This window comes from Bradyrhizobium sp. BR 1433 (assembly GCF_051547665.1).
GTDB classification, from domain to species: domain Bacteria; phylum Pseudomonadota; class Alphaproteobacteria; order Rhizobiales; family Xanthobacteraceae; genus Bradyrhizobium; species Bradyrhizobium australafricanum.
In genome coordinates this window covers 8,413,772-8,436,426 of record NZ_JBPUGG010000001.1, presented here as the reverse complement: position 1 = coordinate 8,436,426, position 22,655 = coordinate 8,413,772, and the positions used below count along the sequence as shown (strand labels likewise).

General features: G+C 63.3%; 21 protein-coding genes and 2 pseudogenes. 15 read left to right on the top strand and 8 right to left on the bottom strand.

Features of this window, described 5'->3' with window-relative positions:
* Positions 1-91 precede the first annotated feature (91 nt).
* From ACSKB9_RS40380 to ACSKB9_RS40360, 5 genes and pseudogenes are all read right to left on the bottom strand, one after another.
* Positions 92-1,634 (bottom strand): annotated as a pseudogene (locus ACSKB9_RS40380) (sugar ABC transporter ATP-binding protein).
* Positions 1,631-2,749: an SMP-30/gluconolactonase/LRE family protein gene (locus ACSKB9_RS40375; protein WP_438079822.1), complete on the bottom strand. Its 1,119-nt coding sequence runs from the start codon at positions 2,747-2,749 to the stop codon at positions 1,631-1,633. Before ACSKB9_RS40375 ends, ACSKB9_RS40380 begins: the two are co-directional and overlap by 4 nt.
* Before the next feature lie 3 nt (positions 2,750-2,752).
* Positions 2,753-4,864 carry an ABC transporter permease gene (locus ACSKB9_RS40370; protein WP_438079821.1) on the bottom strand — a complete coding sequence of 704 codons (2,112 nt, stop codon included), beginning with the start codon at positions 4,862-4,864 and terminating at the stop codon, positions 2,753-2,755.
* 115 nt (positions 4,865-4,979) lie between these two features.
* Complete coding sequence (locus ACSKB9_RS40365; protein WP_028334112.1) at positions 4,980-6,002, bottom strand: sugar ABC transporter substrate-binding protein; 1,023 nt, start codon at positions 6,000-6,002, stop codon at positions 4,980-4,982.
* A gap of 58 nt (positions 6,003-6,060) precedes the next feature.
* Entirely contained in the window at positions 6,061-7,047 is a 987-nt protein-coding gene (locus tag ACSKB9_RS40360) for an ABC transporter permease (protein ID WP_083714936.1), read from the bottom strand.
* 293 nt (positions 7,048-7,340) lie between these two features.
* On the opposite strand from ACSKB9_RS40360, the gene ACSKB9_RS40355 reads away from it, so the two are divergent.
* Positions 7,341-7,970 carry an alpha-ketoglutarate-dependent dioxygenase AlkB gene (locus tag ACSKB9_RS40355; protein WP_438079820.1) on the top strand — a complete coding sequence of 210 codons (630 nt, stop codon included), beginning with the start codon at positions 7,341-7,343 and terminating at the stop codon, positions 7,968-7,970.
* A 214-nt stretch (positions 7,971-8,184) separates the two neighbouring features.
* On the opposite strand, the gene ACSKB9_RS40350 is transcribed toward ACSKB9_RS40355, so the two are convergent.
* Together ACSKB9_RS40350 and ACSKB9_RS40345 are read right to left on the bottom strand one after the other, a co-directional pair.
* Positions 8,185-8,457, bottom strand: a complete 273-nt coding sequence (locus tag ACSKB9_RS40350; protein ID WP_016842183.1) for a DUF2312 domain-containing protein — start codon at positions 8,455-8,457, stop codon at positions 8,185-8,187.
* 104 nt (positions 8,458-8,561) lie between these two features.
* Positions 8,562-9,173, bottom strand: coding sequence for an exopolysaccharide biosynthesis protein (locus tag ACSKB9_RS40345; RefSeq protein WP_438079819.1), 612 nt, complete (start codon positions 9,171-9,173; stop codon positions 8,562-8,564).
* 66 nt (positions 9,174-9,239) lie between these two features.
* On the opposite strand from ACSKB9_RS40345, the gene ACSKB9_RS40340 reads away from it, so the two are divergent.
* Positions 9,240-9,767 carry a hypothetical protein gene (locus ACSKB9_RS40340; RefSeq protein WP_438079818.1) on the top strand — a complete coding sequence of 176 codons (528 nt, stop codon included), beginning with the start codon at positions 9,240-9,242 and terminating at the stop codon, positions 9,765-9,767.
* An 8-nt stretch (positions 9,768-9,775) separates the two neighbouring features.
* On the top strand, positions 9,776-10,138 hold the full coding sequence (locus tag ACSKB9_RS40335) for a hypothetical protein (protein WP_253624001.1): 363 nt from the start codon (positions 9,776-9,778) through the stop codon (positions 10,136-10,138).
* Positions 10,139-10,241: 103 nt separating this feature from the next.
* On the opposite strand, the gene ACSKB9_RS40330 is transcribed toward ACSKB9_RS40335, so the two are convergent.
* Positions 10,242-11,162 carry a LysR substrate-binding domain-containing protein gene (locus tag ACSKB9_RS40330; protein WP_092084505.1) on the bottom strand — a complete coding sequence of 307 codons (921 nt, stop codon included), beginning with the start codon at positions 11,160-11,162 and terminating at the stop codon, positions 10,242-10,244.
* Between the two features lie 100 nt (positions 11,163-11,262).
* On the opposite strand from ACSKB9_RS40330, the gene ACSKB9_RS40325 reads away from it, so the two are divergent.
* From ACSKB9_RS40325 to ACSKB9_RS40270, 12 genes and pseudogenes are all read left to right on the top strand, one after another.
* The gene (locus ACSKB9_RS40325) at positions 11,263-12,036 is read left to right on the top strand and encodes an ABC transporter ATP-binding protein (RefSeq protein WP_438079817.1); all 774 of its coding nucleotides are present in this window, start codon (positions 11,263-11,265) and stop codon (positions 12,034-12,036) included.
* Positions 12,033-12,755, top strand: a complete 723-nt coding sequence (locus tag ACSKB9_RS40320; protein WP_225159390.1) for an ABC transporter ATP-binding protein — start codon at positions 12,033-12,035, stop codon at positions 12,753-12,755. The genes ACSKB9_RS40325 and ACSKB9_RS40320 overlap by 4 nt, the downstream gene beginning before the upstream one ends.
* A 1-nt stretch (position 12,756) precedes the next feature.
* Positions 12,757-13,671, top strand: coding sequence for a branched-chain amino acid ABC transporter permease (locus ACSKB9_RS40315; RefSeq protein WP_038381946.1), 915 nt, complete (start codon positions 12,757-12,759; stop codon positions 13,669-13,671).
* A 3-nt stretch (positions 13,672-13,674) separates the two neighbouring features.
* Positions 13,675-14,748, top strand: coding sequence for a branched-chain amino acid ABC transporter permease (locus ACSKB9_RS40310; protein ID WP_438079816.1), 1,074 nt, complete (start codon positions 13,675-13,677; stop codon positions 14,746-14,748).
* Positions 14,749-14,779: 31 nt separating this feature from the next.
* Positions 14,780-15,967 (top strand): ABC transporter substrate-binding protein, encoded by a 1,188-nt coding sequence (locus ACSKB9_RS40305; protein ID WP_438079815.1) that lies wholly within the window; start codon positions 14,780-14,782, stop codon positions 15,965-15,967.
* Positions 15,968-16,061: 94 nt separating this feature from the next.
* Positions 16,062-16,790: a LamB/YcsF family protein gene (locus ACSKB9_RS40300; RefSeq protein WP_438079814.1), complete on the top strand. Its 729-nt coding sequence runs from the start codon at positions 16,062-16,064 to the stop codon at positions 16,788-16,790.
* Positions 16,791-16,828: 38 nt separating this feature from the next.
* On the top strand, positions 16,829-17,071 hold the full coding sequence (locus tag ACSKB9_RS40295; protein WP_018270951.1) for an acetyl-CoA carboxylase: 243 nt from the start codon (positions 16,829-16,831) through the stop codon (positions 17,069-17,071).
* Positions 17,072-17,087: 16 nt separating this feature from the next.
* A pseudogene (locus tag ACSKB9_RS40290) lies at positions 17,088-18,487 on the top strand (acetyl-CoA carboxylase biotin carboxylase subunit).
* 41 nt (positions 18,488-18,528) lie between these two features.
* Positions 18,529-19,404 carry a 5-oxoprolinase subunit B family protein gene (locus ACSKB9_RS40285; RefSeq protein ID WP_057017112.1) on the top strand — a complete coding sequence of 292 codons (876 nt, stop codon included), beginning with the start codon at positions 18,529-18,531 and terminating at the stop codon, positions 19,402-19,404.
* Positions 19,394-20,371, top strand: a complete 978-nt coding sequence (locus ACSKB9_RS40280; protein ID WP_438079813.1) for a biotin-dependent carboxyltransferase family protein — start codon at positions 19,394-19,396, stop codon at positions 20,369-20,371. Before ACSKB9_RS40285 ends, ACSKB9_RS40280 begins: the two co-directional genes overlap by 11 nt.
* A gap of 217 nt (positions 20,372-20,588) precedes the next feature.
* A complete protein-coding gene (locus tag ACSKB9_RS40275; protein WP_229189495.1) occupies positions 20,589-21,554 on the top strand; it encodes a LysR family transcriptional regulator in 966 nt (321 codons plus the stop codon).
* A 105-nt stretch (positions 21,555-21,659) separates the two neighbouring features.
* Complete coding sequence (locus ACSKB9_RS40270; protein WP_057017110.1) at positions 21,660-22,619, top strand: helix-turn-helix domain-containing protein; 960 nt, start codon at positions 21,660-21,662, stop codon at positions 22,617-22,619.
* The last annotated feature ends 36 nt before the right edge of the window (positions 22,620-22,655 follow it).

Below are 22,655 nucleotides of genomic sequence, written 5' to 3'. Positions count from 1 at the left end.
GCGACGGGACTCCGGATCGTCCTCATTGCCGTCCCGCGTCATGTCCTTCCAATGGGGAGGCCGCTGATAAGGACTCATGAAAGGCCCTCCTTCAATGAATGGCCGCGTACATGATCTTGTCCTCGGTCGCATCAGCCCGTGCCATTTCCTCGACGATACGTCCGCCGCGAGCGACCAGGATCCGATCCGAGATAGCCAGAATCTCCGGCAGATAGGAAGAAATAACGACAACCGCCTTGTTCTCGCGCGCCAGCCTGCGAATCGCCTCGTGAATTTGTGGAATGGCGCTCACATCGACACCACGCGTCGGTTCGTCGAAGATGACCACCGTAGGCTCCTGGGCCAGAGACTTTCCCACCACGACTTTCTGTTGGTTGCCGCCGGAATATTCGACAATCTTCAGCGTCCGCTTCAATGCAGAGATCGAGAGCGCCGAGATCCATTGATCGGCGATCCGTTTCATCTCGCGCGCGGAGTAAAGGAACCGCTTGACGCGCGGCGACGACAGATAGCCAAGATAGATATTCTGATCCACCGTCATCGTCTCGAAGAAACCGTCGACCTTGCGATCCTCGGTGATGTAGGCGATTCCGTCGCGCACCGCCTGCCGCGGCACCCGGTAGCGGACCGGCTTGTCCCGCAGATAGATCATCCCGCCGCGCAGGAAGTTGCGCTTGCGGGCGCCGCTGACGATCTGCGCGATCTCGGAGCGCCCTGCCCCGACCAGCCCGAAGATCCCGACGACTTCTCCGTTGAACACCGAGAACGACATATTCTTGACGATGCTGCCCATCGTCACGTTCTCGACCGAAAGCACCTTCTCACCGCGGGAGGCATGCGGCTTCGGCGCATCCGGATCAGCCCCGTGGGTCGCGTACTGCGCTGCGGTTTCCTCACGGCCAACCATCATCCGCACGAGCGCGTCCCGCGTGACGTCCTTCGCCGGTACGGTGGCGACCAGCTTGCCGTCGCGAAGCACGGTGATGCGATCGGCGATGTTCAATGCCTCTTCCAGCGCATGCGAGATGAAGATGATCCCGGCGCCCTTCTCCTTCAGGGTGTTGAGAAGATGGAACAGATGCTGCGTCTCTTCGGGGGTCAGCGATGCGGTCGGCTCATCAAAGATGAAGACCTGGGCGTTGTGGCGAACCGCACGCACGATTTCGAACCATCTGCCGCTTGGCCGTTCCGAGATTCTCCACCAGCACGAGCGGGTCGACGTTGAAGTTCATCGATTGCAGCGACTGGGTCGCCGCGATGTTGATCTTGCTGTAGACCGTGACCCATTTCTCCATGCCGAGTTCAAGGTTCTGCGCCACCGTCATCGAGGGGACCAGGCTGGATTCCTGGTAGACCATCGCCACCCCACCCTCGAGCGCTTCCTTTGGCGACGCGAACGAAACCTTGCGTCCCTGGATCAGGTAGTCGCCGGAGGTCAGCACGATCGCACCGGCAATCGCCTTGCAGAGCGTCGATTTCCCCGCGCCGTTTTCTCCTAGCAGCGCGTGGATTTCGCCCGGCCGCAGATCGAAATTGACACCATCGATGGCGTGCAGACCGCCATAGACCTTGCTGCCATTGACGATCTGAAGCAGCGGGGTCCCTGCCTGTTGTTCCGCCGGCATGGCGTTCATCCTTCCTGCATGCCGCGACCAGGCGGCAGTTCGACGAGGCAATCGCGTCCCTTGGACACCGCCAGCACGCGCGAGCCGATCGGGCGAACGGCGGTGATTCCATGAACCCGACCATCGACGCGGCTGTGCAGCGTCTCGGTCGCCGCGCCCTTGTCGTCGAGCCGGGCGACGAGACCATAGGAACGCGGCGGCGCCCACGGCTTCTGGATACCGAGTTTCTTGATGCGGCCGATCTGGGTCGGTTCGCGCGGATTGAGGCGGCCATCCAGCGCCGGCCCGATCCAAAGCTCAGGTGGCACCGTCCGCATCATCTCTTCGCAGAATGCCCGCTCGCGCAGGACGAATTCGGTCAATTGCGTGCGCAGCGCGAGGAAGGCCATCCAGACCTCACCGTTCGCGCCTCGGGCAAGACGCGCCGGATAGCCGGTATGATTCTTGACGATCACGCGCCTGTCGTCACCCGCGCGTGAAAAGGCGGTCAAGCGATGGGTCCAGGATTCGGCGACCCAGACCTCCTCGCCGTCACCGGACACGACCAAGCCGAGCGGCCATGCGAGCTTGTCCGCGCGCACGCTCGCACTGCCGAGCGAGGAATTGCAGGCGATGAGCCGGCCCGACGGGGCGCGGTTCTGCATCAGGTCGGTCAGCCATTGCTCTGGCCGATTGTTTCGCGAGCCGTCGGTCAGGTAGATCGCCCCGTCCGGCGCGACCGTCACCGACAACGGACAGGCAATCTTCTCGCCGCCGACGCTTTCGAGCTTGCCGGCGATCTCGCCAGCCGGCGAAAGCGCCACCAGCCCCACGCCGGAGACGCAGGCGAGCAGCCTGCCGTCCGGCGTGCAGGCAAGCCCGCCGACCGGGCCGTCGAGCGTCGCGAACGCCGCGCGCGTGTTGAAGTCGTCTCCCGTGCAACGCAGGACGCGGTTGCCGGTCGAGACATAGAGCGCACCGTCCTGCCCGAGCGCGATGTCGTCCGGTCGCTCGATCTCGTCGCCGAGTTGGCGGGCCTGGTCGAGCCGCTGGTTCGGCGAGAAGGCGCCGTCGAGCACCGGAATGCCGTGAATTTCCCGGTTCGGGGACAGCACGCGATCGATGATATCGCCAAGCAGAGACATGGCTCAGGCCCTTCCCCAATAGGACTTGTGCGCTTCCCAGGTGGGGTCGGCGTCCTGCAGGCGGATACGGCCGATGCGGTTGTTCTCCAGACCCCCGATATAGAGATAGCCCTTGTGTTCACGGACCGACGTGATGGTCGGATGCGAAAGCCCGCCCGGATCCCAGAGCGATTCCGTCACCACGCCATTGTCGTCGAACTTGACCACGCAGCCATAGTTGATGCCGGGGCACAGCCACTCGTCCGGCGGGATTTGCTTGACCATGCGGGTGCGGAAAACAGGGTTGCGCATCGCAAGGTCGTAGACCGGCGTGCGCAGGCCGACGAAGGCGAGCCAGTACTTGCCGTCGGAGGCGCGGTTGATGTTGTCGCAATAGCCCGGAAGGTTGTCGATCAGGATTTCGCTGGTGCCCGCCTTCGGGCCGGCGATCCAGAAGCGGTTGATCTGGCATAGCCAGGTGCTGGCCCACAGCACCGACTGACCGTCATGCGAAATGCAGATGCCATTGGGGAACGTCAGGTTCTTGAGGACCGTCCTGGTGGTGCCGGTCTTCGGATCGTGGCAGATCAGCCGACCGTTGCCGCGCCCCTCGAAGCCGTCGAGCGCCCAGTCGGTCAGTTCATAGCGGGTCGAGGCCTCGCTGAAATAGATCTTGCCGTCCGGCGCGACGTCGAGATCGTCAGCGAGATAAAGTCGCGAGTCGTCCTTGAGGCGCGTACGCGTGCGCGTGGTGCGGTCGGTGACCTTGAAGACCGAGCGATCGGGCTTCACGCCGTAAACGCCCATGCCCGCGATGCAGACGAGGAGGTTCTGATCCCGATCGAACGCCAACCCGAGCGGCCGGCCGCCGATGCGTGCGAATTCCTCGCGCACGGTATAGTCAGGCGCGAGAAAGCGGATGATCGAACCGTTGCGGTTGACGGTGTAGAGGTTGTCCTTGCGGTCAAGGATGATGTCTTCCGGGCCTTCGATCATGTTGAGCGCGATCGCTTCCGCGTTCTTCAGGCGATCGTTCTCCGCGAACGGCGTGCCGCTGCCCCGCTCGACCGACGGCGGCGGCTCGAAATCAACCCAGCTTGGGGTGACGTAGACCTTTTGCAGCACCTTGCCCTTGTTCTTGACCCACTTCACGTTGAAGCCGACCGCAAGCAGCAGGATGATGCCGATGATGGCGGTCGTCAGGTTGCCGGAGATGCCGAGCCGAACCATGCCGCTGGTGAGCATGAAGATGATCGCCGCGCCCATGACGGCGCGCGCGATGGTACCGCGGCCGCCGGCCAGGCTGATGCCGCCGAGCACCACCGCGGCCAGCGCGTTGATCTCCCAGCCGACGCCGGTGTCGGTGCCCGAGCTGCTCTGCCGGGCGGCATCGAGGATTCCCGCCAGCGCCGCGATCGCGCCCGACATCACATAGGCCGAGAACAGCACGCGCTTGACGTTGACGCCGGCGTGGCGGGCCGCCTTGCGGCTCGACCCGACCGCCATGATGTGGACGCCGGGCTTGATGCGGGTGAGGAAGAAGTGGGTTCCGACCGCAAGCAGGATCAGCACCAGCATGTTGAAGGGAATGCCGAGAACCCTCCCCGAGCCCATGAAGTCCCACGTACTGGACCCGCTGTCGATGCTCGCGAGTTCGTTCGTGAACGCAACCGTCACCTTGTTGTAGGCGGCGCGGACGATGATGAGGACGACGAGCGTCGTCAGGAACGGCCGGGTCTTGCCGTAGGCAATCAGGCCGCCGTTGATCGCGCCCATCGCCGCACCGAACAGGACCACAAGCACGATCGTCACGGGCAGCGGCAGCCCGAGGATGAGATACAGATAGAGCGCGAGGAAGTTCGACATCGCGAACACCGCGCCGACCGACAGGTCGATGCCGCCCGACAGCACGGAGAAGGCCATCGCGACCGCGACCATGCCCTGCTCCGCGAAATTTCGCATCAATTCCTGCAGGCTGCCCGCCGTCAGGTAGCGCGGGATCATGATCGCGAAGGCCAGGAAAACCGCGATCGTCAGCGTGAATGGAATGATCGGCTCCATCCAGCGCTTCTCAAGCAGTTCGCCCAGGAACAACTGGGGCGAATGGCGGTGCCAGGCTCGTTGCAGGCTCTTCATCAACAGACTCCGGCGGGCTCGGCGCAGCAGCGGCCGAACGGCGGGACGACGCGGGGGATTTGGATCGACAGCTCCGGCCTGCCCGCGCCGCGGTGGGCGCGGGCGCCGGAACGACTTACTTCGCGCCCTTCGGGATGCTGAAGCAGTACATGCGATCGTCCTTCGACTTCACCCAGGCGGGGGTCGTGTAATAGGCGATGTTCTTCGCGCCCGGCTTGTCGCCGCTCTGCAACAGCGCGATCACCGCGTCGGCGATGGTCTGGCCCTGCACGTCGGCGCGATACGACAGGTTCGCGGAGAACGCGCCTTGCTCGAGCAGATCGCAATCCGCAGGCTGGCCGTCGCTGGCGACGAACACCTTCACCTTGTCGCCCATGTTGGCTGCCTTGATCGCCTGCGCCGCGCCCGCGGTTTGCGGTCCCCAGACGCTGAGGATCCCGCACAGCTTGGGATGCTGCTGCAACACGGTGGTCGTGATGTCGCCGGCCTTATTGGCGTCCCAGCTGGTCGGCTGCGACGACACGACCTTGATCGACGGATCGGTCTTGAACACCTCCATCGCGCCATTCTTCATGTCGAGCGAATAGGCTGCGGTCGCCTCGCCTTCGAGGATCGCAACCTCGCCGGAGCCCTTGCCGCCGCCACACTGATTGATGACCTCGCGCGCGATCTTGGTGCCGAGATCCTTGGCATCGACGCCGACATAGGCGTCGGTCAGGGTGTTCGACGCCATGTTGACCTGCACGACATAGATGCCCGCATCCATCGCACGCTTCAGCTCCTTGGCGAGCAGCGTGACGTTCGGATTTTGCACCACGATCACGTCGGGCTTGTCGTTGATATAGTCGCTGACGGTCTGAAGCTGGATGTCAGACTTCATGTTGGCGTCGCGGGTGACGAGCTTGATGCCGTAATCGTCGAAGCGATCCTTCATCACGCGCGTCCATTCGGATTCCAGAACGCCCATCCAGACCGGCGACCAGGCCACCGTCTTGCCCTTGAGCGACTTGTCGAATTTTTCGCGCAGCTGGTCGCGCGGCCCGGCCGCCTGCGATGGCGCCGCCACCAGTGCGGCGGTTGCCACCATCGCCGCCAGTCCGATGCCGGCAAACGCCCTCCTGTGCACAGCTTTCGTCATGTCAATTCCTCCCCTTTATGTCGGCCGACTGTTGCGGCCCGTTGGTTGATGCAGAGCTCTAATCGCCCTGCTTCGACGTCTCCTCGTCGCGCGGATGCAGCCGGGAATCGAGCAGGATCGCGATCAGCAGCACGACACCCTTGACGATGTTCTGGGTCTGCACGTCCATGTCCATGATGGTCATGCCGTTCAGCAGCACGCCGATCAGCAGCGTTCCGGCGATGACGCTCATCACGTTGCCGCGGCCGCCGACGAGGCTGACGCCGCCGAGCACCACAACCATGATGACGTCGAAAATGATCGTCGATTCCGCGACCTGGAGATGCATCAGCGCCGTCTGCGCGACCATCACGACACCGCCGACATACCCGATCGCGGCGCACAGCGCGTACTCGATCATGGTCAGCGGGCGGGTCGGCAGACCGGTCTGACGCGCGGCGTCGGGATTGTCGCCATGGGCATAGACGAAGCGCCCGATCACGGTGCGCGACAGGAAAAGATGCACGACGACCGCGGTGGCCGCGAAGATCAGGATCGAGATCGGAACGCCACCCCAGATGTTGCCGCCGAGCCGCAGGAATTCGTCATGCCCCTTGGAAAGATAGACGACATAGTGCTGCACCGCTGTGGTGCGCACGATCCCCAGCACCGCAAGGCTCGACGCCAGCGTCGTCAGCAACGGCGGCATCTCGATCACCGAGATCAGAAACCCGTTCAGGACGCCGATGGCGATCGCCATCACGAAGCCGATCAGCAGCGCGACCGGCGTCGCGTAGCCCGAGTTCATCAGGATGATCGCGATTGCGGTGGAAGCGGCAAAGGAGGCGACTTGCGACAGATCCAGTCCACGCCCGATCACGACCACGGCCATGCCGAGCGCGAGAATGCCGAGTATCGAAATGTTGCGCGCCAGCGCGAACAGATTGCCCAGCGTCAGGAAGCCCTTCAGGAAGATCGAAAAAATGACGATCAGGACCGCGCACATCACCAGCACGGCCGTCGTCTGCGTCAATTTCGCCCCGCGCGCGCCCGAACTGCCGGTCACCGGGTCCTCCAGGACTGATTTTATTGTGGGCGGAAATTGAACAGAATGTATCCAGAAGTCAATCTCCGTATCCAATTTTTGGACAGCAAGCGGTTTGGTCACGGGATAAACTCGCGCCCGAAACTCAAGTAACTATTTGTAATTATGTTGATATATGTACCGCAGACCAGTCACAATCGAGGCGCATTTTCTTCCGAGTTCGATCGACTTTTTGAAGCCGGCATCGCGACATTGGATACATTCGGCCCAGCGTGACCTGACGGCCGGTTTAAATTCAGTCTCGGCGCGCCCATATGCGCGACAGGTTCGCAAACACTGACGGCACCAGATTGTCCGAGCAACTGTCGATGTTCGATGCGCCCGCCGCAGGACCGGCGGGTCTGCGCTACGCGCCGGATTTCATCTCCAAAGCAACCGAGGGCGAGCTCATCCGCCACATCCGGGCACTTCCGCTTGCCCCCTTCCAGTTCGGACAGTTCGAAGGCAAGCGCCGCGTGGCCTCGTTCAGTTACCGGTACGACTATGGGTCGCGCCGACTGGAATGTACCGAACCGATCCCCTCCTGGTTAAGCGACATCGTCGCCGCGATCCAATCCTTCGGCGGCGCGTCGACCGAGATCGGGCAGATCCTGTGCACCGAGTATGATTGCGGCGTCGGTATCGGCTGGCACCGCGACAAGCCGCATTTCGACAGGATTTTCGGACTGTCCCTGGGATCCGCATGCAAGTTCCGCTTTCGTCGTCGGACGGAAAACGGATGGGAGCGGTTCACGCTCGATACGGCGCCCCGATCACTCTATCTGATGGCCGGTGATGCACGGCAGATATGGGAGCACAGCATTCCGCCGGTCGAGGCCCCCAGATATTCGATCACTTTTCGAACCATGGTCGAAACGGCGCGGGGCGCCAAAGCGTCGCGATGACCTTGGATTGCCGGTTCCAGCGATCCGCTGCGCATCGCCGCATCAACCCTGATCGAGCGCTACTTCGATCCGATCGGAAGACGCAATCCTGAGCGGAAGGTGCGACCAACGCCGCGCGAATGGTTGATGGGACGGGGGCGGACGAGCCTGGGAAGTTCGTCCGCCGAGAGATCGCGCGTCCCCGGATTCGATCGCGGGGAACGCACCGGGCGTCTCACGCCGCTTTCGCAGCAGCCTTGTCGGCCGGTGCCGTTTCCATGGCGCGCATATAGAGATCGAGCAGCGATTCGCGCTCGTCGCGCTCATCCTGATCCTGCTTTCGCAGTTTGACGATCTCCTTGAGGATCTTCACGTCGAAACCCTCACCCTTGGCTTCCGAAAACACTTCCTTCTTCTGCTCATTCAGTTCCTGCAGTTCAGCGTCCAAATTCTCGATCCGCTCGATGAAGGAACGAATTTTTCCGCCGGGAATGGTGATGTCAGACATGGTGCCTCTGAATGAGGCGGTGAAAATGAAAGCAAAGTGATAACCAATGTCTTAAGCTTCATCGGTTCCTGTAGCGCATCTATCCCGCGGCTTGCCGCGGTATTTCAGACCGCGATCCAGCTGATCACGGCCGCGGCCGACGTCCAGAGCGTCCATCCAAGGCCAAGCAGGGACATCACCGCGGCCGCCATTGCTACGGCCAGCAGCAGACCATCTTCCTGCAGGTAAGCGATCGCGATCAGGACGACCACAATCCCGGGAATGACGTTGACCAGAGGCAGGGGCCAGCCCGCCAACAGGCCCAGCAGGAACACGACCAACCCAACAAGCCGGTCAGTCACGTCATGGCGCGCGTTCCAGCGCGGCCGGCTGATGTTCTCGATCGCGCGCAGCAGCGGACCTGCTTTGACGGTGAACCGCTTGAATCGCTTGAAGTCGAACGGCCGCTTCGACAGGAAGCGGGGAAAAGATGGAGCACTGTGCCCCAACATCATCTCGACCGCCGGAAACAGGAGGGCCAGCGTCGCAACCGTGGCGACGCCGGGGACGATCACGAGTAGCCCCAGCAACAGCAGGAGCAGCCCGAACGAGCGCCTGTCCAGATGGCTGAGGAGCCATTCGAGGTCGACGGGGCCGTCAGGTGCTTGCGCGACGAGTTCTTCGAGGAGCTGGGAAGTACGGGTAGGCGCTGAGCGGGGAACGGGCAAATGAAGCATTACCCGGTAACATGGTCGAACTCCGTATCGATTGCAACGAATGCCAGAGGCGCCTAGGAAGCATTGATGGACAACAATTCCGACCAGGCGTGGCACGGCCATGCGCCGAACAGCCCTCTGCCCGCCGGTCGCCGCCGCTGGCCGTGGTTTCTTCTGATCGTCGTCGTCGCCCTTGTCGGCGCCGGCAGCGTCTACGCCTGGCCCGAAGTCGCGGCATTGGTCGCCGCCATAAGCCACGAATCGTCCGGCGGAGCGACGACGAGCGACAAGGAGGCATTGCCAACTCTCCTCGCGGCCCAGCAGAAGCTCGAGGAAGACCTCGCCGCACTCGATCGGTCGGTAGCCGACGGGCAGGCGCAGTTGAAGGCCATTACCGACCAGCTGGCGGCCCTGACCTCGAAGGTCGAAGAGTTGCAGCACCTGCCCCCGCCGGCAGCACCGCCGCCACCTGTTGCGGCCGAGGCGCCGCGCGCCCCGATCGCGCCACCCGCCCCGCAGCCGAGAAAGCCGCCGCTTCGGGCCGCCAGGCCTTCGGGTCCCGTTTCGACTGGCGGCGCACCGCTCAATGCCGCGCCCGGCAGCATGGCCCGTTGAGCTCAGAAATGCCCCAAACCGCATTCCGATTTTTGGCTTGGGGTTTGATCCTCGGCCTCTTCATCGTCACCGATACGACGATGGCATTTCGTCCCCACACGTTGATATCGCCAAACGCCGATCGTTTTGTCGCCCTATTCGTTGTCGGAGCCGTCTTTTCCCTCGCCTATCCGAAGCATGTCCTGCCAATCTTGCTGGCACTGCTCGCCGTCATTGTCGGCTTCGAACTCATTCAAAAGCTGCTCGCCGGCAGGCATGGCTACATAAAAGACATATTCGTCAAAGGTGCCGGCTGCTGCGCAGGCGTTGTCGCCGCCACTGCCCTGAGACGCGCGCTTTCAGCGATGTCCAAGCCGACAGGTACCTCCTGACGTCCTGCGCCGCCTTTGCCCTGTTCGACGTTGGCGCAGAGGCACGTGTCGGCAACCTTCGGTCCAATCCATCATCAAACCTGCCTTGGCACGTGCAAGTCCGCTATTCAAATTGGACCGGCTCGGATCCGGGATAGGAATGAGCGACGAACTCGCAGAACGCGCGAGCCGCTGGAGAAAGCTTCGCCTTGTCCTTCCAGGCAAGCCCGACATCCATGGTGTGGACGTCGTCATCGAGCGTCTTGAGATCGATGCGATGTCCTTCGAGCGACCAGGGACGGTAGACCATGTCGGACAGGATTGTAATTCCCATGCCGGTTGCGACCATGCTGCGAACCGCTTCGACCGACAGGGTCCGGAAGATGACGTTCGGCACGTACGCCGTATGCTGCCAGTAACGCATCGCGGAGCGTTCGGCTTCATCGACGGTCAACATCAGATAGGGCTCGCTCACCAGGTCCGCCAGCTTGATGCTGTCCTTGCGAAGCAACGGATGATTGACGCAAGTCCACAAGCGACGCGGCGAGCGCAACAAGAGCCGCGAGCGAATGGAGTGCCGGTCATGCAAGTTCGCAACCAGCATGATGGCCGCATCGACGCTACCGCTGATCAAGCTCTGCTCGATCGCGTCGCGCGGAAACTCGTGGAGACGCACCGTGATGCCCGGGAATGATCGCCAGAAGCGCGACAACAAAGGCGGCAGGAAATATCCGGCGATGGTGTAGCTGACGGCGACATCGACGGTGCCGTCCACCTGCATTCCCCAGCGATGCGGCCCGCGTATCGCATCCGATACGCTGGCCTCGATGGCGCGGGCACGCTGCAAGAACTCCCGTCCGTCAAAGGTCAGCGTCACGCCGTTCGAGTGACGGTCGAACAGCTTGTGGCCGAGCTCGGCCTCGAGCGCCTTGATGGACGCGGTGACCGCAGACTGCGTCACGCTGAGCGCCGCCGCGGCAGCCGAAACGCGCCCGGTCTCGGCGGTTGCGATGAAATGCCGAACCTGACGGAACGTCAGAGACATAAAAATTTCCGATATCAGCGAACGATATTTCGAATTTTACAATCCCCCGGCGGACCGGAAAAATCAATCCATCGGTTCGCGAGTGAGAGGCATTGAGGTCATGTCCGATGGTTTGGAGTTGGTCGCTCGCGATATCAGCGTCCAATTCGAAGGCCTGAAGGCGCTGTCCAACGTGACCTTGACCGTACCGCGGGGACGTATCGCCGGACTGATTGGTCCGAACGGAGCCGGCAAGACCACCCTTATTAATGTGCTGACGGGTTTCCAGCCGGTTGGCGCCGGAACCGTGGAACTGGAGGGCGAGACGCTGAGTGGCATTGCAGCGCACAAGCTGCGCCGCAAGGGCGTGGCGCGGACCTTCCAGTCGGGCCGACTTTTCCGCGACCTGCCGGTGATGGACAACCTTGAGGTCACCGGCGTCGGCCTGGGCCAATCCCGTCCGGAGGCGATCGGTGAAGCCGAGCGCGTCATGGCCTGGCTCGGCATTTCGCATCTGTCCAATACCATCGCCGGCGCCCTGCCCTATACCGACGAGCGCCGCGTCGCGATCGGCCGCGCCATCATGTGCACACCGCGCTATCTGCTGCTCGACGAACCGGCGGCAGGAATGTCGGAGCGTGAGAGCCACGAACTTGCCGCCATCATCCGGCGGATCGCCGGCGAGCTCAATGTCGGGGTGCTGCTGATCGAGCACAATATCGGCCTCGTGCTCGAGCTCTGCGAGCGCATCTACGTCCTCGATTCCGGTGAGGTCATCGAAGCCGGCCCGCCCGCTCAGATCCGTGACAGCGATGCGGTGCGGCACGCCTATATGGGTACGCAGCGCGACGAGCTGCTTCCGCCAGTCGCCGCCAAAGAGGCCGTCGCGTCATGACGCTGCTTGCCGTCGACGACATCACCGTCAGCTATGGCCGCCTGACGGCTCTCCGCGGCCTGACGCTGAAGATCGACGAAGGCGAAATCCTGTTCGTGACCGGCCCGAACGGCGCTGGCAAGTCGACCTTGCTCAACGCCATCGCAGGCGTCGTGCCACCGGGCTCCGGGTCCATCATGATCGATGGCGCAAAGATCACGGGTGCCGCACCCGAAGACATCGCCCGGCGCGGATTTTCCCTGGTTCCGGAGGGACGCAATGTCTTTGGCGCGCTGACGATCGAGGAGAACCTGAAGGTCGGAACCGGCATGCGCGCCGACCGCAAGAAGATCGCCGACGACCTGGATCAGGTCTACGAGGAATTCCCGATGCTGGCCGAGCGCCGCCACACCCCGGCGGGCATGCTCTCCGGCGGCCAGCAGCAGATGCTCGTCATTGGCCGCGCCTTGATGGCCGCGCCCCGCATCATGGCGATCGACGAGCCGTCGCTCGGCCTTGCGCCAAAGATCATCGACCAGGTCTATGAGATCCTGGTGCGGCTGCGGACGCAGCGCAAGCTCACACTTCTAATCGTCGAGCAGAGCTCGACACGCGCCATGATGACGGGCGGACGAATGGTCCTGATCCGCGGCGGCCGCATCGTGCTCGAGGGCCCAGCGGCCGATATGGTCAGGGATGATCGTCTGAAGCAGTCCTATTTCGGCTTCGGAGATCATTGAGATGCGCGAGCTGCTCCAGATCATCTTCGATGCCCTCAGCCTCGGCAGCCTCTACGCTCTTGGTGCGCTCGGCATCGCCCTGATCTTCGGCGTGATGCGGCTCGTCAACTTCGCCCACGGCGATTTCATCGCGTTTTGCGTCTTCGCCATGCTGTGGCCGTCGATCGATGCGGCGGCGATCGTCTTTGCCGGGCAGCTGCCGTTCTATCTGTTGATCCCGCTGCTGCTCTTGATCGGAGCCGCGCTGTCGATCCTGTCGGAGATCGTCGTCTTCCGCCGCTTCCGCAATGCCAATCCGGCGACGATGATGATCGCATCCTTCGCGCTCGGCTTCGTGATCCGGCATCTCCTGCTGATGCTGTTTTCCAGCCGGCCGAAGTCGATCACGCTGTGGCCGAGCCTCGGCCTGCCGGTCGAACTCCTGGGCGCTCACATCCCGATGCTCCAGGTCGTGACCATCATCATCACGCTGGCCGTGCTGGTGGTCCTCGTCCTGTTCCTCAAGCGCACGCGCTACGGGCTCGAGATGCGCGCGGCCGCCGACAATTTCACCATGGCGCGCATGCTCGGGGTCCGCGCCAACGGCGTGATCCTGCTGGCCTTCGCCATCAGCGGCATGCTGGCGGCGGCGATCGGCCTGATCCTGGCGACCAATTCCGGCACCGCCGACATCGGCATGGGCGCCAACGTGATGCTGATCGCTTTCATCGCAACCGTGATCGGCGGCCTCGGCAGCATACCCGGCGCCGTTGCCGCCGGCTTCCTGATCGGTGCGGCCAGCGTCGTGTTCCAGGCGACCCTGCCACACGACGCCAGGGTATTCCGCGACGCCTTCGTCTACGGCGCCGTCATCGTCGTCCTTCTGGTGCGGCCGCAGGGCCTGTTCGCACCGAAATCCGCCAAGCAGAGGGTCTGATCGATGTCGCAGCGGCCGTCCGTCATCCGGCAAACGATCATCACGCCGATCGTGCTGATCGTGGCGCTGCTCATCATGGCGGCCCTCTCCTATCAATTCGGCAGCCGGGCCTTCAACCGCACCGTGGTCGAGATGTTCATCAACATCATGGTGGTGGTCGGGCTCTACGTCTTCGTCGGCAATTCGGGCCTGCTGTCGTTCGGCCATATCAGCTTCATGTGCCTCGGCGCCTACATGACCGCCTGGCTCACGATTCCGCCGGTGATGAAGTCGATCACGCTCAAGGGATTGCCGGCGTGGCTGCTTCACACCCAACTGCCGATGTGGGTGGCGACGCCGATATCCGGATTGATTGCGGCACTGTTCGCGCTGATCGTCGGGCGGGTCATCATGCGCCTGTCGGGCATTGCCGCCTCGATCGCGACCTTCGGCCTGCTCGGCGTCATCAACAATGTCTATTCGAACTGGGATTCGGTGACGGGCGGACAGGGTTCGATCGTCGGCATTCCGCCCGCCATGAATGTCTGGACCGGATGGATCGGCGGCGCCGTGGCCATCGCGATCGCCTATCTCTACTCGATCTCGCGCTCCGGACTGGCACTTCGCGCCACGCGAGACGAAGCCGTCGCGGCCAGCGCCTCCGGCATCGACATCGTCCGCGAACGGTTGATCGCCTTCGTCGTCAGCGCGTTCATCATCGGGCTCGCCGGCGCGCTGTACGCGCATTTCCTGAGCATCGTCAATCCCGGCGCATTCTATCTGCGGACGACGTTCATCACGCTGTCGATGCTGGTGGTCGGCGGCATGTACAGCCTCAGCGGAGCCGTCTCGGGCGTGGTCGCGATCTCCGTGTTGATCGAGCTGTTCCGCAATCTCGAGAAGGGCATCAGCCTCGGCGGTCACACCGTCGGCCTGCCGAACGGTGTCCAGGAGATCGCGATCGGCATCATCACCATCGCGATCCTGATGTATTTGCCGACGGGACTGACCCGCAACCAGGAATTCTCCTGGCGTCGATGGCCGTTGCAGCGCCGCCTGACGCCACCGGTCCAGACCGCGCTGAAGGAACTGCACTGACGCTTGTTTGTACAATTGGAGGAGTGGGGATATGCGCTTTACGACATTACTCAGCATCTTGGCCGGAGCATCCGCGCTCTGGTTCACGCCGGCCCGGGCAGCCAACGAGATCGTTGTTGGATTTGCGACCGCGGCATCCGGATTCATGCAAGCCTATGACAAGCCGGCGCAGGACGCGGCGCTGATCCGGATCGAGGAGATCAACAAGGCCGGCGGCCTGCTCGGCAAGAAGATCAAGCCCGTTTTTGCCGACACCAAGACCGATCAGGCCGAGGGTGCCAAGGCTGGCCTTGCGGTGCTCGACCAGGGTGCCGACCTCGTCATCGTCTCCTGCGACTACGATTTCGGCGCGCCCGCGGCGTTGCAGGCGCAGGCTGCCGGCAAGGTTTCCTTCTTCCTCTGCGCCGAATCGATCAAGGCCGGCATCCCCGGCGTCGGCCCGTTCTCGTTCTCGGCCTCGGTGCTGGCACCGGTGCAGGGAGCGACCATGTCGGAATGGGCTTACACCAAGAAGAACGCGCGCAGCTTCTATCGGCTGCTCGACAGCTGGACCGTCTACAACAAGGGCATCTGCGACGGCTTCGACTGGATGCTGCCGCGCCTGAAGGAGGCCAAGCTGGTCGGCAGCGACACCTTCAAGAACGACGATGCCTCGATCGCTTCGCAAATCACGCGCATCAAGAGCCTGCCGAAGGAGCCCGACGCCATCATGCTCTGCACAATGATGCCGGGCGCTGTCTCCGCCATCAAGCAGATCCGCGCCGCCGGCATCAAGTCGATGATCCTCAACGGGTCGGGTGTCGACGGCAGCTACTGGATGAACGCCGTTCCCGACCTCTCGAACTTCTACGTCCCGGTGCAGGGCTCGGTCTATGGCGACGATCCGAACCCGAAGGTCAACGAGTTCGACAAGAAGTACAAGGAGGTCACCGGCGGTGACCCCTCCAGCCAGTACGTCTATCCGGGCTACGTCCTGATCGACGTCTGGGCCAAGGCGGTCGAACGCGCCAAATCGACCGATGCGGCAGCCGTCGTGGCCGAGCTCGAGAAGATGAACAACGAGTCCACGCTGTTCGGGCCGCGCACCTTCACCAAGGACATCCACCACCAGAACCAGGGTCGCTACCTGATCGTCGATACCGAGGCCGGCAAGCCGCAGGTGATCGATCAGTGGACGATCTCGGAAAAGATCCCGCTCGACTATCTGGTGTCCAAGTAGGCCGGCAATGCGCCGCGCCCTGGGTGCGCCAGCCGTACCTGGGGCGGGCCCTGCCGGCGGTCGTATGCAAAGCCAGTTGGAAGGAAAACGAAAAATGGTCGTGATCAACTGCGACATGGGCGAGGCCTACGGCCTCTACAAGATGGGCGACGACGAAGCATTGATGCCTCATATCGACGTCGCGAACGTCGCCTGCGGCTTTCATGCCTCCGACTTCAATCACATGCGCAAGACCGTGCAGCTCGCCAAGCAATTTGGCGTCAAGGTCGGGGCGCACCCGTCGCTGCCCGATCTGCAGGGATTTGGTCGCCGGGAGATGAAGATCGACCGCGAGGAGCTGGCCAATTGCCTGCTCTATCAGATCGGCGCACTCAAGGCCTTCCTGGATGCCGAAGGCATGGCGCTCAATCACATCAAGCCGCACGGCGCACTTTACGGCATGGCATCGCGCAACGAGGAGATCGCCGAAGCCGTGGCTGATGCCGCTGACGTCTATAAGGTGCCGTTGCTCGGCATGAAGGGAACGTTGCACCAGAAGGTCTACGAGCGGCGCGGTCATGCCTTCGTCGCCGAATACTATGCCGACCTCGACTACAATGCCGACGGCAGCCTGATCATCACCCGCGAGCACGAGGCGAAGGATCCGGCCGACGCCGCCACCCGATGCGCAAGGGCGGTCAATGAAGGCAAGACGCGCACGGTGGCCGGAAACGACATCGTGGTCGGCTCCGATTCGATCTGCATCCACTCCGACACGCCGAACGCCGTCGCCATCGCCGAAGCCGTCCGCGAGGCGGTGCGCCCTTATCTCACCGCGCGCTGAACCGTCGCGACAACGAACCAATACACCACGAGGAAACAATGGCAACGCAGCAGATATTCTCGCCGCTCCCAGGCATCTTTTATCGCAAGCCCGCACCCGACAAGCCGGTCTACAAGAACGACGGCGACGCCGTCGCCGAGAGCGACACGATCGGGCTTATCGAGGTGATGAAATCGTTCAACGAGGTGAAAGCCGGCATCGCCGGCAAGATCGTCCGCTTCCTGGCCGAGAATGAAGATGCCGTGATGGCCGGCCAGCCGATCGCCGAAATCGACGTTTAGGGCTCTCCGACCAGCCATGGCGATCAAGAAGCTCCTCATAGCCAATCGCGGCGAGATCGCGGTGCGCATCATCCGCGCGGCGCGCGATCTCGGCATCGCAACCGTGCAGGTCTACAGCAAGGCCGATAAGGATTCGCTTGCGGTCAGGCTCGCCGACGAGGCGGTCGATATCGGTCCGCCGCAGGCGTCGAAATCCTATCTCAACCAGGCCGCGATCCTCGCCGCTGCGCGGAGCACCGGCGCCGACGCCATCCATCCCGGCTACGGCTTCCTCGCCGAGAACGCCGAGTTCGCCGCCGCAGTCGAAGCGGCGGGATTGATCTTTGTCGGCCCGACCGCGCAATCGATCCGGCTGATGGGCGATAAGGTCGCGGCACGCGAGGCCGCCGCCGCGGCCGGCGTGCCGACCGTCCCTGGCAGCAGGGGCGGCTGGAGTCGGCGGAAGCGGCCTTCGCGCTGGTCGAGAAAACCGGCTTCCCAGTGATGATCAAGGCCGCCGCCGGAGGCGGCGGACGCGGCATCCGCATCGCGCGGTCGCCCGAGGAGTTTCAGCATCTGATGCCGCAGGCACAGGCCGAGGCGCTCGCCGCCTTTGGCGACGGCGGGCTTTACGTCGAAAAGCTGATCGAAGGCGCGCGGCATATCGAGGTGCAGGTGCTCGGCGACGGACACGACGTGATCCATTGCTTCGAACGCGAATGCTCATTGCAGCGCCGCCGCCAGAAGGTCTGGGAAGAAGCCCCCTCGCCCTCGCTCACCCAGGCCGTGCGGGAGAGGCTCTGCACCTCGGCTGTGGCACTCGCCCGAGCGGTCAATTATCGCGGCGCCGGCACGCTCGAATATCTCTACGACGACGCCACCGGTGAATTCTACTTCCTGGAGATGAACACCCGCATCCAGGTCGAGCATCCGGTCACGGAGATGATCACCGGCATCGACCTCGTCCGCGAGATGATCCGGATCGCCGGCGGCGAACGTTTGCGCATCAGCCAGAACGAGGTGCGCGTCAGCGGCCATTCGATCGAGGTCCGTATCAACGCCGAGGATCCCGCCAGAAACTTCCTGCCCAACCCGGGCACGGTGAGCGCGCTCAACCTGCCCGTCGGCGACGGCGTTCGCTTCGACAGCATGCTCTACCAGGGCTACACGGTGCCTCCCTTCTACGACAGCCTGCTCGGCAAGCTGATCGTGCACGACAAGGATCGGCGGAGCGCCATGAAGAAACTCGAGCGCGCGCTTGCCGAGCTCACCGTCGAAGGCATTTTCACGACCCAGCCCCTGCACCAGGCGCTGGCGCGCGACGCCGACGTCCAGGCTGGACGCTTCCATACGGCATGGCTCGAACCCTGGCTTAAGTCCCATGCCGCCACGCTTGCCACCGCTCAGCCGCCATCAGCCGCGAAGGTCGCCTCATGATGGCGAGAAATCCGCCCCGTCAGCAACAGGAGGCCGCTAGCATGCAAACTCGATTTTCCTTCGGCGGCGATGAGCACATTTTCGCCGAGGTCGGCGAAGCGATGTCGCTCGAGGCCTTTTTCAAGAGCCTGTTCATCACCAATGCGGTGCGCGATGCCAGGATTAAGGGTGTCACCGAGATCTGCCCGGCGAACGCGTCCTATCAGGTCAAGTTCGATCCGGAGCGGATCAAGCCCGACGATCTCCTCGCCGAGCTGAAGCGGCTGGATTCCGCATCCGAGAAATCGGAACCGGTGATCAAGACGCGGATCATCGAGATTCCCGTGCTCTACAACGACCCCTGGACCCGCGAGACCTTGATGCGCTTCCGCGAGCGTCACCAGGATCCTGACGGAACCGACCTCGAATACGCCGCGCGGATCAACGGCCTCGACAGCGTCGATGCCTTCATCAAGGCGCATTCCAGCGCGCCCTGGTTCGTCTCGATGGTCGGCTTCGTCGCCGGCCTGCCCTTCCTCTACCAGATGGTCGAGCGCAAGCGGCAGCTTCAGGCCCCGAAATATCTGCGCCCGCGCACGGATACGCCGAAGCTCACCGTCGGACATGGCGGCTGTTTCAGCTGCATCTATTCGGTGCGCGGCGCCGGCGGTTACCAGATGTTCGGCATCACGCCGATGCCGATCTACGATCCCAACCAGACCATCAGCTATTTGCGCGACTTCATGTGCCTGTTCAAGCCGGGCGACATCGTGAAATGGAAACCGATCGACCGGGCAGCCTATGACTCCGCGGTCGCCGACGTCGACGCCGGCCGGTTTGCGCCTGTAATCCGCGACGTCTCGTTCTCGTTGACCGAGTTCAACCGCGACATTGATGGCTACAACAGCAAGCTCGATGGAGTTCTCCATGGCCGTTAGGGTTTTGAAGCCGGGTCTTGCGACCACCGTCCAGGACCTCGGACGTCCCGGCTATTATCACATCGGCATCCCGCTCTCCGGCGGCATGGACCGTCACGCGCTGGTCGCCGCAAATCTGCTCGTCGGCAATGATGCGGGCGCAGCCGTGCTTGAAGCGGTGTTCATGGGGCCCGAGCTCGAATTCACCGAGGACGCCACGGTCGCCGTCACCGGCGCGGAGCTGCCGCCGAAACTCGACGGCGAGCCGCGCGAGACCTGGACCAGCTTCAAGGTGAAGCGTGGCCAGATTCTCTCCTTCGACTTCCTCAAGCGAGGCGCACGCGGCTACATCGCGGTCGCCGGCGGCATCGATGTGCCCGTGGTGCTCGGCTCGCGATCGACCTACGCACTCGGCGCGCTCGGCGGCTTCAAGGGCCGCAAGCTCGAGGCCGGCGACGAATTGCCGGTCGGCCATGCCAGCGTGACGGTCAAGGACGGCCGCACCGTCGCCAACGATTTGCGCGGGCAACCGGCGGGAATGCCGACGGAGCTGCGCGCAATGCCCGGCCTCTATTGGCACCGCATCACCGAGGCCGCCGGCAGCGGGTTCTTCGCCGACACCTGGAAGGTCGCGCCGGAAGCGGACCGCATCGGCTACCGCTTCAAGGGTGGCAAGACGCTCGAATTCGTTCCGCGCGAACCGCCGTTCGGCGCCGGCTCCGATCCGTCCAACATTACCGATGCCTGCTATCCCTACGGCTCGATCCAGGTTCCCGGCGGCACCGAGCCGATCGTGCTGCATCGCGACGCCGTATCCGGCGGCGGCTACTTCATGGTCGGCACCGTGATCGCCGCGGACATGGATTTGATCGGTCAGCTCCAGCCCAACACACCGGTGAAGTTCGTCAAGGTCGACATGGATCAAGCGCTTGCGGCACGCAAGAGCCGGACCGAGCTGCTGGGCAAGCTTCGCAGCGCCCTGGCGTGATCGCGAGAGGCCCACCGCATCTGCCAACGGAGCTCGGCCGCGCGCGCCAGAGCGATCGCGCATGGTTAAGTCTAAACCTGTGGCTGTCGGTCGCGCGCTCGCACATCTGAGGTCTGTGCCACTGCGTGCTGCCCGCCGGGCGGCACGAGAGTTGCAGCGGACAAATTCGGGCTGAGAAACACTGCTCATGAGTTGTGCAAACATCGGAACAACCGCGATGTCCGTTTCTCTGAAACAGATCCGCTACTTCGTCGCCGCCGCCGAGACCGGGCGGATCAGCCAGGCGGCCATCGATCTCAACGTCTCGCAATCCGCGGTCACCGCGGCGATCCAGCAGCTCGAGGCCACCGTCTGCGCCCGCTTGCTGGAGCGCGCGCCGAACGGCGTAACCGTCACCATGGAGGGCAGCCGCTTCCTCTCCCAGGGCCGTCATATCCTCGCTGCCGTCGCCGAGGCGGTGCGCGACACGCAGATGTCCGCCGGCCCCCTGTTCGGGACGATCCGCGTCGGCGTCACCTACACCGTGTCGGGCTACTTCCTGCCGCGTCATCAGATGCGCTTCAAGGCGAGTTTCCCCGGAATCACGATCGAGCTGTTCGAGGCGCCGCGCGACGTGCTCGAACGCGCACTCGTCGATGGTGCGCTCGACCTCGCGGTGATGCTGGTGTCGAACCTGCGCGACAACGCCATGCTCACCAGCGAGACTTTGCTGCGATCGCCGCGCCGGCTGTGGCTTGCGCCCGAGCATCCCCTGACCCGTGCCGAGCGGGTCCACCTCGCTGACATCGCGACCTATCCCTATGTCATGCTCACGGTCGACGAGGCCAAGCACACCTCGATGCGCTATTGGAACAACGCCTCACTCGAACCGAAGACGGTGTTCCGCACCTCCTCGGTCGAAGCCGTCCGCTCCATGGTCGCCGGCGGCATGGGGATCGCCATTCTGTCCGACCTGATCTACCGGCCCTGGTCGCTGGAGGGGCAGCGGATCGAGACCCGCGTCATCGAGGACGAGGTGCCCAGCATGGACATCGGTCTTGCCTGGCGTCGCGACACCAAGCCATCGGAGGCTGCGATGGCTTTCCGCGATTTCATGCGCTTTGCGGTTGCCGGCGTCGGGCCGGCCCGGCCCCCGGTCAGCATCGATCACCGGCACCAGGCCGAGGAGGCCATCGAAATCTAGAATATCAGTTTCCGTTTTATTCGACTTGACGCCGTCCGGCTGTCCTCGCCAAACTTTGCCCGGGGACACGACGACCGGAGGCACAGCCGGCGGCGGGAGTGAGACATGCAAGTCACCTACACGACCAACGACATCCCGTTGCAGACCCGCCGCCAGTACTGGCAGGAGGTTGTCTCGAAGACCTATTACTCGCTCGACCTGCGTTTCCCGAGCACGCGCGACTTCAATGCGCGCCTTGGCGCCTGGTCGATGGGCCCTGTCTCGGTGTCCCGCAACATCGCCAACGGCCTGCTGTACAAGCGGCATGAGCGGCATCTCCTGAGCGAGCGGGAGGAATCCTTCCTGATCACGGTGCCCGAACTCGCCGAAATCCGTTTCGAGCAGGACGGCAAGGTGGTGCATTGCCGCCCGGGCGCGTTCCTGATCGAGCGCAGCCACCTACCCTACGAGTTCAGCCATCAGGATCCGACGGCGCTGTGGTGTCTGAAGATCCCGAGCGCGGTGCTGCGCGCCCGCATTTCCCGGCCCGAGCGCCTCGCGACGCTGCAATTCGACGCCAGCCGCAGCGTCGGCGCGCTGTTCGTCGACACGCTGCGCCTGTCCGGTGAACGGATCGAGGAAATGGACGAGACGGCGCGCACGATGATGGGCAAGCACCTGATCGAGCTGCTTGCGATGGCCATTGAATCCGACGACCGTGTGTTGACCGGTCACTCGTCCTCCGTGCGCAACGGCCATTTGCTGCGTTGCGAGCAGTTCATCCGGGCCCGCCTCGACGATATGCGGCTCACGCCGCAGATGATTGCCGACGGCTGCGGCATCTCGCTGCGCTATTTGCACCAGATTTTCGAGGGCGAAGGCCTGACCGTCTGCGCCTATATCCGCAACCAGCGCCTTTCAATGTGCGACGCCCTGCTGCGCGATGCGAACTGCCGCAAGAGCATTTCGGAAATCGCCTATCAATGGGGCTTTGCCGACCAGGCGCAGTTCAGCCGCAACTATCGCGGCCGGTTCGGATGCACCCCGAGCGAGGCGCGCGCGATTTCGCGCACAGCCAACTCCTGAAGACTGGCCTGCTGATCAATTCTTAGGCACACCGCC

Excerpts from the sequence above, each read along its gene's own strand:
- ACSKB9_RS40275 (WP_229189495.1), top strand. The coding sequence starts at position 20,589 with ATGTCCGTTTCTCTGAAACAGATCCGCTACTTCGTCGCCGCCGCCGAG.
- ACSKB9_RS40270 (WP_057017110.1), top strand. The coding sequence starts at position 21,660 with ATGCAAGTCACCTACACGACCAACGACATCCCGTTGCAGACCCGCCGC.
- ACSKB9_RS40375 (WP_438079822.1), bottom strand. The coding sequence starts at position 2,749 with ATGTCTCTGCTTGGCGATATCATCGATCGCGTGCTGTCCCCGAACCGG.
- ACSKB9_RS40285 (WP_057017112.1), top strand. The coding sequence starts at position 18,529 with ATGCAAACTCGATTTTCCTTCGGCGGCGATGAGCACATTTTCGCCGAG.
- ACSKB9_RS40355 (WP_438079820.1), top strand. The coding sequence starts at position 7,341 with ATGCGCGACAGGTTCGCAAACACTGACGGCACCAGATTGTCCGAGCAA.
- ACSKB9_RS40345 (WP_438079819.1), bottom strand. The coding sequence starts at position 9,173 with ATGCTTCATTTGCCCGTTCCCCGCTCAGCGCCTACCCGTACTTCCCAG.
- ACSKB9_RS40315 (WP_038381946.1), top strand. The coding sequence starts at position 12,757 with ATGCGCGAGCTGCTCCAGATCATCTTCGATGCCCTCAGCCTCGGCAGC.
- ACSKB9_RS40340 (WP_438079818.1), top strand. The coding sequence starts at position 9,240 with ATGGACAACAATTCCGACCAGGCGTGGCACGGCCATGCGCCGAACAGC.
- ACSKB9_RS40295 (WP_018270951.1), top strand. The coding sequence starts at position 16,829 with ATGGCAACGCAGCAGATATTCTCGCCGCTCCCAGGCATCTTTTATCGC.
- ACSKB9_RS40365 (WP_028334112.1), bottom strand. The coding sequence starts at position 6,002 with ATGACGAAAGCTGTGCACAGGAGGGCGTTTGCCGGCATCGGACTGGCG.
- ACSKB9_RS40330 (WP_092084505.1), bottom strand. The coding sequence starts at position 11,162 with ATGTCTCTGACGTTCCGTCAGGTTCGGCATTTCATCGCAACCGCCGAG.
- ACSKB9_RS40350 (WP_016842183.1), bottom strand. The coding sequence starts at position 8,457 with ATGTCTGACATCACCATTCCCGGCGGAAAAATTCGTTCCTTCATCGAG.
- ACSKB9_RS40300 (WP_438079814.1), top strand. The coding sequence starts at position 16,062 with ATGGTCGTGATCAACTGCGACATGGGCGAGGCCTACGGCCTCTACAAG.
- ACSKB9_RS40310 (WP_438079816.1), top strand. The coding sequence starts at position 13,675 with ATGTCGCAGCGGCCGTCCGTCATCCGGCAAACGATCATCACGCCGATC.
- ACSKB9_RS40320 (WP_225159390.1), top strand. The coding sequence starts at position 12,033 with ATGACGCTGCTTGCCGTCGACGACATCACCGTCAGCTATGGCCGCCTG.
- ACSKB9_RS40325 (WP_438079817.1), top strand. The coding sequence starts at position 11,263 with ATGTCCGATGGTTTGGAGTTGGTCGCTCGCGATATCAGCGTCCAATTC.
- ACSKB9_RS40335 (WP_253624001.1), top strand. The coding sequence starts at position 9,776 with ATGCCCCAAACCGCATTCCGATTTTTGGCTTGGGGTTTGATCCTCGGC.
- ACSKB9_RS40280 (WP_438079813.1), top strand. The coding sequence starts at position 19,394 with ATGGCCGTTAGGGTTTTGAAGCCGGGTCTTGCGACCACCGTCCAGGAC.
- ACSKB9_RS40305 (WP_438079815.1), top strand. The coding sequence starts at position 14,780 with ATGCGCTTTACGACATTACTCAGCATCTTGGCCGGAGCATCCGCGCTC.
- ACSKB9_RS40370 (WP_438079821.1), bottom strand. The coding sequence starts at position 4,864 with ATGAAGAGCCTGCAACGAGCCTGGCACCGCCATTCGCCCCAGTTGTTC.